Below are 9,794 nucleotides of genomic sequence, written 5' to 3' on the forward strand. Positions count from 1 at the left end.
CTGCCAAATCATGAGCATAAAGCGCTCGCCAAGATAGCGCCTGGCGGGCGCCTTAAGCACACCTTATTGCGCAGTCTCGTATGAGCCGTCTGGCCGGCGCAGGCAGTAACCCTTCTTTACGGCTCTCCGAAGGCTCCGCTGAAGTGCATTCTGAATATCGGGGCCTCGTCGTGCCCAGCCGAAGACGTTACGGACGGCGACGAGTAACTCTTCTTCTGTAATGACTATTGAGTCAGCAACTACGAGACGAACGGCCTCATCGAACTCTTCAGGCGGGATTGCGCCTGCTTTACGGATGTCACTTTGTCCCGTTGGTCGCCGGACGTTTACTGCGTTTGCGCCATCGACTCGGATAAAGCCTTCTTTATCGAGCTTCACTTTCATGCCGCTAACTTTGGCAAGTGACAATGCTCGTTCAATGTTGATTTTGGCGCGCGGACCAATGGCACCGGCTCCCCAATGCTCCCGCAACCGAGTGTGAAAGGTATCTACGTGCAGCGGCGCTTCGACGCTAACGACGTGGGCCGCATACTGGATGAGGTCTGTAAGTGCGTCGGCATCTCCCGGTTGGTACCAATACCGGTGCGCAGGCTTTGAGGCGGAGGTGTATGGCACCGTCCAGGCGGGCGGGGCGGACAGGTCGATCTCTTCATACTCCATGGCCCCGGTACTTTCCGCCGCCTGAGCAATAGCAGGAACGCCGTGGTTCCCACTCACAGCGTCCTCAATTGCCTGCTTGAGAGCGATCTCCTGTGTGGACCGGTCTCTGTACCAGCTCAAACCCCAGATCCGATAGATATCCCACCCGAGCCCCCGCAGCACAGATTCCCTCAGGCGGTCTCTGTCACGCGCGCTCTTTGCCGAATGATATGCGGCTCCGTCGCACTCGATGCCCAGCATGAAGCTCCCGGGCTTGTCAGGATGACGAACCCCTATATCTATCCTGTAGCCACCAGCCCCGACCTGAGACACGGCGTCGTAACCCCATGCCCTGATTACGCGAAGGACTTCCTCTTCAAAGGGGCTCTCGGCATCCCCCACAGATCCGGATATGTCAGAGGCTAAGGCCGCTCGGCCCCGGGCAGCAAAGTCTAGATAATTCTTCAGGTGACGATTTCCTGCTGACGCGCCGTCAGACATGTCTCCAGCATGGAATGAGCTGACTACTTCGACCCTTCGGCGTGCGCGCGTGATTGCCACGTTGAGTCTCCGTTCGCCGCCTTTCCGAGTCAAGGGTCCGAAGTTCATTGCCAGCTTGCCCGCTTCATCGGGCCCGTATCCAATACTGAAGATGATGATGTCTCGCTCGTCGCCCTGGACGGACTCCAGATTCTTCACAAAGAACCCGCGGAGTCGATCATGGTCTTCCATGAGACCCGTAAGCAGCGGCTCTAGCTCTGCGCGACGTTCAATAGCTTCGGAAACAGCCTCGGCTTGTTGTGTAGAGAACGTTACGACTCCGAGCGAGAGTTCCGGGTTAACGCGGCGGTGTTCAAGGACACGGTCCACGACGCGCTCTGCTTCAATGGGATTCTTGCTACCAGCCCCTCGCTGATAGATACCCTGAACGAATTCGTGATGTACCCCGAGGTCGTCAGCTTCCTGGGTGGCGCCAGGGAATGTATTGAGTTTCCCCTCGTAAATCCGGTAGTTCGAATAGGTAATGAGATCTTCATGAAGGCTGCGGTAGTGCCATGAGAGCGGCAGGGACACCATAGCCCCCGAAGCCTTACATAGGTCCAAGACGCTATCGAAGTTGTCCGGTTCATCTTCGTCGTCGCTTTCAATATCTGCAGCCGAGAAGAAGGACGTTGGCGGGAGCTGTCGCTGGTCCCCAGCCACGATCAGCTGTTTGCCCCTGTAGATGCAATTTACGGAATCCGCGGGCATGACCTGAGAGGCCTCATCGAAGATAACGACATCGAAGACGAACCCTGCAGGAAGATACTGCGATACGGAAAGAGGACTCATCATGAAACAGGGCTTCAGGCCCTGGACTACAGAGCCGGTTTCTTCCAGCAACCGCCTAATGGGTTTGTGACGGGACTTCTTGTTGGCCTCGTGCGCGATGACTGCCGCAGGGCCGGCCATGCTGCGTGGACGTCGGGCAACACAGGCCGTTACGACGTCGGCGTAAGCATTGACGATTAGGTTTCCGTCCAATTCCTTGAACTGTTTCAGTAGGCTTTCGCGGCCGGACGCACGGTGTTCCGATAGCCTGTCGTCGCCTTCAACGATACTTTCTGCCCAAGGTTCCAGTGCAGCCCTTTCAATTGCTGGCACTACTTGGTCCGCTGGCGCATGGCTGTCGCACAGGGCTGTCAGCGTCTCAGGCACTCCGGCATCGGAAAGAGCAGCAAAGAGCCTTTTATATTCGAACCAAACATCGATATCAGCAGCCGGGTTGAAACCAAGGGCCGCAAGGAGTTCCTCTGCGTATTCAAGGTCATGGTTCAGTTCAGCGCTGAGGTCGGTCGAGCGCTCGGCATCAAAGAAGCCGACCAGCTTGTCTCGGGCTTCCAGCCAGGAGGAAAGGCCTTCTGCCAAATTAAGGTCGGAAGCGTCGAACTCCTCAATAAAGCGGACATCGTCATCCTCGATTGGTCCCCCGACGATTCTGCGCAAGGCTGCGATCCAGTCGTAGTCGGCTCGCACCGCTGCCCAGTCTGTTTTCCGTGGACTGTATCGCTTGCCCAATACCTCGGAATCGTGCCGCGAACGTTCGGCGGTTTTCTCATCCATCGCGTCCAACGCATGGATCTGCCGGAGAACCGCCTTGGCCGCAAGCGGTGTTGCCGTCTCGCCCAGCATCTTCGAAAGTCGGTCCCGCAAAAGTTGCGCGGCCGAAAAGTTCTCCTGGGCCGCCTTGAGGATTCCCAAAATGTGAGTCAGTGGCAGATCACCGACCTGTTCATGGAAAACAGTGCCGAAGAGTGCACGCGTGTCGGCACCGAAGCGCTCCACCATATTGGCAACGTCTCTCGCCAGAGGGATCAGCTCTGCGTCTGGCGTGTTGGCTTTGCTCAGCTGCCTGGCCAGTGCGGAGGACGCTATGTCGTCTCCGGCCAGCTTCAAAGCCGTTCTGGCAACCTCAAGTGCCTGAGCGATCCTCGCAAAGTCAGTCGCAGTGCCACGGTAATAACTACCGAGCCGCGGCCCATATTCGGGCTCACTATTAGCGAGATTCTCCTGTGCTGTCTGCCAAGAGATGGCATCACCAAGCATGGCAATGATCTCTTTGTTGACGACCCCGGCAACGGTCGCCTCGCGAAGCGTCTTCTTGTCCGCCCGGGCTTGTTTACTCCAGGCTTTCAGTCCTCTGTGTTGCAATTCAAAACGGGCCTTAAGGCCTTTGAGATCCAGTGCGAGGACTTCAGGGCTGAAGGTTGACTCCATTGCCGACTGACGCTCGCGTACGATCGCAGCCAGCTCCCCAAGAATTCGCGCGCTTTCGTCCAAAGCCCCTTGGACACTCGGGTTGATCCAATGTGGTTCCGGCAGGCTGCCCTGTTGGCTGAGCTCCGCGAGTGATGAGAGAGCTAGGCACTTGTTTAGAGTCAGTGATTGCGGTTCAACATCGAAAAGCACACCTAGTTGCTGGGCCTTGTCGAGCAGAGCTTCGAGTAGGGAGGCAGCCCCGGAAGTTCCCAGCTCGATGCCGCTAAGCTGGCCGAACGGAAACTGGCCAAGAGGACGGCTGAAAATTGCCGGATCGTGCTCAAGGAAAGTTTCAAGCGGGGCTATAAGGCTCTTGTCGTTCTTGTCCCATCCCTCCACGCAAATACTGTCAATTTCAGATTTTTTGGTCTGGTATTCAACGTCGTCTGCCTGAAGGCCGTCGATCCTTCGAAGAACATCAGTTAATTTGGACTCGGAATACCAATGCTGGGGAACGTTCCTTCTTGTACAGAGATGGGCGGAAAGATCCGCTCGCGAACGAACGCCGGCAACGTCCAGGGCAAGAGGCCAGAATGGAATCTGTGCGTCAAAGAGTCTGACTGTTCGCAGGAGGCGTTCTGTTGCCAGGGCCAGAACGTCCACACACTTCTCAGCCTCCTTGATTTGTGCTTGTGTGAGGCTCGATCCGGCGAGACCTCGCCAGGAGAATGATTCTCCTTCTGCAGCCGGGCGCCACACTTTCGACAGCGATACGGCGGCAAGCAGGATGTCTGCTAGTGCGTCCGCAGACAGCAAGCCAAGTTTGCTGGGATCCCCAGAGGGGTATTCCCCCACGTTTGCTAGCTGGGCCAGCCGTCCCAAGACATCAAAGAGGCTCCGCCCTAACGGGCTTCGGACCTCGTTCATTGCGTCAGCATGGTCGCTCAGCCTGGTCCGGCTTTTGATGAGCTGAGATCGGTCCGTTTCCGAGAAAGAGCTCTTTACTACCGGGCGGCGGGTGAGCTCAGCATGAAGCGTCTGGACCACCTGCTTACGGGTCGCCTTATGGCTATGCAGTTCAAGCAGGAATGGATCCAACTGCCTGCTTGTCAGCCGATCGCGCACCACGTCAAGCGCGGCCGCCTTTTCACTGACGAATAGCACCGTCTTTCCTGTTGCGATGAGCTCAGCGATGATGTTGGCGATGGTCTGGCTCTTGCCGGTACCTGGAGGGCCGTCCATGATAAAGCTGCGGCCTTCTCTCGCCGCAAGAATGCACTTTCTTTGACTTCCGTCGGCGTCAAGAATGCTGTGAAGCTTTTCGGGCGGCAGACGGAAATCCAGATCTTCGTCAGAAACAGGGTCAAAGGCGAACACCTCGGAGTTCGGTGCCTCCGGGCCCAGTGCCATGAGTTGAATCATGCCGTTGGCGACAATCTTAGCTTCGTTTTGCTCAAGGTCACGGTACATAGCTTCCTTGTGGAAGCTGAAGATGGACATGACAACCCGCTCGTCAACAGTCCAGTCTGCGTACTGCGCGATAGCCTTGCGCGCGCCGGACAGTACCGTCGCTACGTTCAGGTCGTCTACGTCGAACTCCGGGAGGTCCAGGCCGAAGTCCCTACTGAGCTTAAGGCCGAGGGCCGTGTTCAGTGCCGGTTCGTCTTCCGTTCGCCTCAACACATACTGCTTTCCCTCCTTGGCTAGACGGACGGGCACCAGCAGCAATGGACTTGAGATTTTCTTTCCGTCAGCGGGATCAATCCAATTGAGCATGCCGTGGCCCAAGTAAAGGGTCCATACCCCGCGGTCCGCATATTCTTGTTCCGAGCGTTGATGCAGCCGCTTTGACGTGCTCAGGATTTGGGCAGCGGTTTTGCCAGTGACGCGTAGGGTTCGTGATCCTTTCGTGGGAAGCCTCAGGGCCTGTGCCGATTCACCCGCTTCATCGTCTGCAGGTTCACTGCTGACGAGCATGACGTCGCCCTCCGCCACCAAGGCTTCTACCCCTGAGCAGCCAGGTTCAACGATTTCGAAGGTCCCACTCTTGGGGTGCTGGAAATAGACAAGCCTCTGACGTCTGTCGATCGACAACAGGTCGTCCCGCCAGCGTTGCATCTGCAACGCGAGCTTTTTGTCCAAGACACCATTGCCTGTCGACACGGCTTCTCCTACCCTTCCGCCCCATGCGGAGAATTGATGCATTTCACTCAACGTCTCGGTCTTTTCGAGCGGATCGTCCAATGAGGATATCTGTCTAATTGGTCTGCTGAGTTTCCAGTCCAAACTACGGCTGCAGCCTCAATTTTGAGTCAAGTTCTGCCGAGTTATCACTTTTCCGAAGCAAGCCGGGCCAGCTCTTCGATGACAGCTGGAACCAACTTGGGCGGCACGTTATCCCGCAGCTGGGACGCGAAGAACTTGGCCCAATGCTCAGCCATCGCCTGCTGCATTCCATCCAGGCGGGACATCTCCGTCCCCACAAGACGTTCCGGGGCAGCGCCAGCTGTGAGGGATGGGACGACGTCGGAGACCAGGTCGTCTACTGGCGTGATAGTAGATGCGGCATCCGGGATAGCGGAGTTGGCTTCGGGAGCTGGATCATTCGACATCTTTATGTCGGCTTTTGATGGCTGTCGCGACTGTTCAGAGCCAACTGCTATTTGTGGCTCAGGTTTGTCCGGACCGCCAAGAATCGGCGGCAACGAGCCGGCGGGATAGATCACGTCCAGATGAGTAGTTGTTCGGGTCAGTGCGATGTACAGCAAGCGTTCGCCATGCGGCATTGCCAGGATTCCCGCCGGATCAACCACCAAAACGGCGTCGAACTCGAGCCCCTTGGCATCCTCAGGCGTAACAAGATTGATAGCAGTGGACAGCTCACCATCGGTGGATTCGCTCCACTGCAAATCATCACTTCGGAATGCGGTTCTAAGCTCAGGCCACAAGTATGTCGGGGCGATCACGCCGACAAAGCGGCCCCGCCCACTGTGGGTGAATACGGAGCGCGATACCTCGTGAGCCAGTTCCTCCTGGTGGGTCCCAACGAATCGGGGCTGGTAATCAACTTCCCTCAAGATGCGCGGAGGGGTTATCGAAGGTGCGGCTGAGTTGAGCACCGGCAGGGCGACGTCAAAGACCTGCTTCGGTACCCGGTAGCCGTGCTCAAGCTCCACCACGTGGGTGCCCGTGCTGTCCGCCGTGCCCGCACTGAGAATCTGCGCCACATCGTCCCAGGAATCGCGGGAGTACGGCCCGGTCGATTGAGCTATGTCCCCGACTACGGTCATCGATCCGTTTTTGGAACGTCTGCGGATCGCACGAAGCTGCATCTTAGACAGGTCCTGTGCTTCATCCACCACAATGTGCCCGTATGTGCGGGGTGACTCGCGCATTAGCGCCTGCGCCTCATCCAGCAGGGAAAGGTCGGCGACCGACCAAGCCTCATCTCCTACTTTGTCGGATTGCTGTCGGTACAGCAGCTCGACCTCTTCCGACGTCAGGTGCCCGTAGGCAGCCCGCTTGAGCCGTTCCTTAGAGCCAAGGAGTTCCCGCAGAAATTGCTGGGGAGTTATCTGCGGCCAGATTTTTTCAACTTCCGCTTCCAGAGCCCGTACATCGAGAAATTGTTCGGGGGCAACCTGACGGATGTTGCCAAGCAAAGGGGCACACAGCTCGACGAGCCGCTGTCTAAAGCGACGGCGCCCGTCAGCAAATGTCTCGAACTGCATGTTACTCAAGACATCGGCCACGGCGTTTGCAGGTATAGAAACAGTAAGGACTGTATTTCGTCGTTGAATTCGTACGTCGGTGGCCGGAACTCGGATTCGTTGCTTCAGCCCAGTTTTCAAGACCTGGCTCATACGTGCCGAGCCCTTAACCTTTGCCGTCTCAGTTGAGTCTTCCCCGCTGACACGCACGTCATTGGACAAGAGGTTCTGCAATGCTTGCTGGACGACGTCATCGTCTCCAAGATCGGGCAAAACCCTTCGAATGTATTTCGTGAAGGTCGGATTGGGTCCGACGACAAGTACATCCTCTGGCGGCAATTCGTCCTGATAGTTGAACAGAAGCCACGAAACACGATGAAGGGCCACCGCCGTTTTGCCAGTGCCGGGGCCACCTTGTATGACAAGGAGCTGGTCTGGGTCCGCGCGCACGAGCTTGTCTTGAGCCGCCTGGATGGTCTTGACGATGTCCGTCATCTCTGAGCCGCGCTTGCGGCTCAAGGCCTGCAGTAGGGCATCCCCCGTATAGGTGTGCTCGTCGAGCTCGCTAACGGCTTCGGCCAAAGCTTTGAAGACGATGTCTTCGAAATCGAGAATCTTGTTCGCTGGCGCGTCGAAGACGCGCTTGCTGCGGAGCCCCATGGGATCTTGTATGGAGGCCTGATTAGCTACCGCTGCGGCTGGGGCCTGCCAGTTGACGACCAGGAGATTCTTGTCCTCATCGAAGATGGCAACCTTACCGATATACAGTTTGTCGCCGTCTTCAAAGTCAATGCGCGAAAGTGCAATCGGGTCATCAGGGGAGGCAACCCTGCGTTTCTCCATGGCGCGCTTATAGGCACGCCGTTCAACTGCTGAACCGGAGGAAGCCGTGGCCAGGGACCACGCTGCGTCCTGGCTGTCACGGTATTGCTTCGCTCGATCGAAATAGGACTGCTCCCGTTGAAGTTCAGCCGTCTTAGAGAGAGATCCGACGCCGGCGTCTACACCCACTATTGCCCCCAGTTTTGTCGGCCCCTATGGGCCGTTCTAGCTCAGTCACAATAATGTAGCTTGCATCACTGACATCCGTTGACATTTCATTCGGCGTGAACCCGGACCAATGCCGCATCAGGCGACCGGTTGCAGGACGGAAACTCAGGCGAACTCCTGCCATGGACCAATCCAACCAAGTGAACCCAAAGACGGCCTCGTTCCGCCTGCGATCCACTGAAAGCCCAGTCCGGAAGATGCGGCACGGCTCCCACCACATCCGTCCCCTCTCGGCTACCTTCAATCAAGCACTTCTGAATTCGGCGTAGGCTATATCAAGCAATCCGGGGTCCGGCATTTCGGCTCGATTACCGGGAAGGACCATCAGCGGCTGTCCATGGCGCTCTTGGATTCCGTGTCGCAGCATGGGACCGTCAACTTCTCGAAGAATGTCTTCCCTAACTTCAACGACCATGTCCGGCCGAATTCCAAGGATATGGGCGTCAAAAGCCGCATGGTGGATCTTGCACAAGGCCAATCCGTTCACCACGGAAGCGATGCCACCCTCGTGGCGGTCCGCCACGATGTGGGCTGCGTCCAGCAGTTCTTTATGAGCGAGTGAACATACTGCGCATCTGGATCGGTATGCGTGCAATACCGTCGATCGAAAGACCGGCTGGTGCAGACGCCGTTTGGTCTCGACAGTCAGGTATCGCCGAAGGTGCTCTTCGAGAGGGCTACTCTGATTCACAATTCCGCGGCCCACATTCAGGTCTATGATGAACTGCTTGTTTTCCGGCTCTTCCCACAAAATGTAAACGGGAAATATCGCCTGGAATACCGCCGGTCCCATCCCAACACCATAAAACCAAATCAATGGCTTTTCTAGCTCCATCGCGGCCCTCAAGGCGCGGTTGTCGGCCTGGTCAGGATCCTCCCCTCGCCACGCATAGCGAAGCAATCCGTCCGGGCCCGGTTCATCGTCATATGGACGCTCTTTACCCGGGGCCCGATAAACCGTCTGAAACGATAGTGCAGCTGGAAGGTCTCGCGGTTTCCAAATCCCCTGTTGCGTGGGTTGTAGCCGCCGGCTCTCCCCATCCAGCGTGAAATCGAGGATGTCCTCTCGGGTGAGCCAATCCGCTCCGTCATTGGTGCGGACGGTTAATCAGGCCATCGCCTCTTGCCTCAACCGCGTGTCAAAGGAAATTCCCGGTGGTTCCCCCGTAAGTGTCATGCGCCCAGGATAGTCCGGTTACAGACTCCAGTTGGGAATGCCTTCCACCGGCAGCTTGCGGATGAAAGTCGCAAGGCCTCGAGAAAAATGGGCTGCCTGCTGACCTGGATAAAATGGCCACTTCCCACCCGCATCCACACTAAGGATCATCCGCGCAGTGACACAGAACGAACCGGAGCTCTTCGACCTGCCAGAAGCAGCACACACAACTCCAGTAATCGAAGACACTCCGATCTCGCCCGCCCAGATCGCTAGCATCCGAACCGCCTTTGACCGCGCGGGAATCGCCTCAATGACCGAACGCCAACAGGTGATTCAGAGCTGCGTGATCCGCAAGATCTCGAACATTAGGGAAGTGTACTCACGCGAAGTGCGCCAGGTGCTGGCACGCATCGAAGGATGGGGCCGAACGACGAATGCAGCAACAGGCTCGGCCTGGGACAACCGGGAAGAAGACACTTGGATCGACAAGCTTTAGC

4 protein-coding genes are annotated in these 9,794 nt (G+C 57.1%); 1 reads left to right on the forward strand and 3 read right to left on the reverse strand.

Features of this window, described 5'->3' with window-relative positions; all coding sequences use genetic code 11:
• Window positions 1-63 precede the first annotated feature (63 nt).
• From UC32_RS20020 to UC32_RS20255, 3 genes are all read right to left on the reverse strand, one after another.
• Window positions 64-5,622 (reverse strand): DUF3320 domain-containing protein, encoded by a 5,559-nt coding sequence (locus UC32_RS20020; protein WP_082071934.1) that lies wholly within the window; start codon window positions 5,620-5,622, stop codon window positions 64-66.
• Window positions 5,623-5,708: 86 nt separating this feature from the next.
• Window positions 5,709-8,099: a HelD family protein gene (locus UC32_RS05555; protein WP_152642564.1), complete on the reverse strand. Its 2,391-nt coding sequence runs from the start codon at window positions 8,097-8,099 to the stop codon at window positions 5,709-5,711.
• A 283-nt stretch (window positions 8,100-8,382) separates the two neighbouring features.
• Window positions 8,383-8,973 carry an HNH endonuclease gene (locus UC32_RS20255; protein WP_235423595.1) on the reverse strand — a complete coding sequence of 197 codons (591 nt, stop codon included), beginning with the start codon at window positions 8,971-8,973 and terminating at the stop codon, window positions 8,383-8,385.
• 499 nt (window positions 8,974-9,472) lie between these two features.
• Here UC32_RS20255 and UC32_RS05565 point away from each other — a divergent pair, with 499 nt between their 5' ends.
• The gene (locus UC32_RS05565) at window positions 9,473-9,793 is read left to right on the forward strand and encodes a hypothetical protein (protein WP_045730244.1); all 321 of its coding nucleotides are present in this window, start codon (window positions 9,473-9,475) and stop codon (window positions 9,791-9,793) included.
• The last annotated feature ends 1 nt before the right edge of the window (window position 9,794 follow it).

This window comes from Pseudarthrobacter chlorophenolicus, from assembly GCF_000962805.1.
In the GTDB taxonomy this organism is placed as follows: domain Bacteria; phylum Actinomycetota; class Actinomycetes; order Actinomycetales; family Micrococcaceae; genus Arthrobacter; species Arthrobacter chlorophenolicus_A.

What these genes read in the sequence shown, in the direction of transcription:
- UC32_RS20255 (WP_235423595.1), bottom strand. Translation starts at nt 8,973, where the DNA reads ATGGAGCTAGAAAAGCCATTGATTTGGTTTTATGGTGTTGGGATGGGA.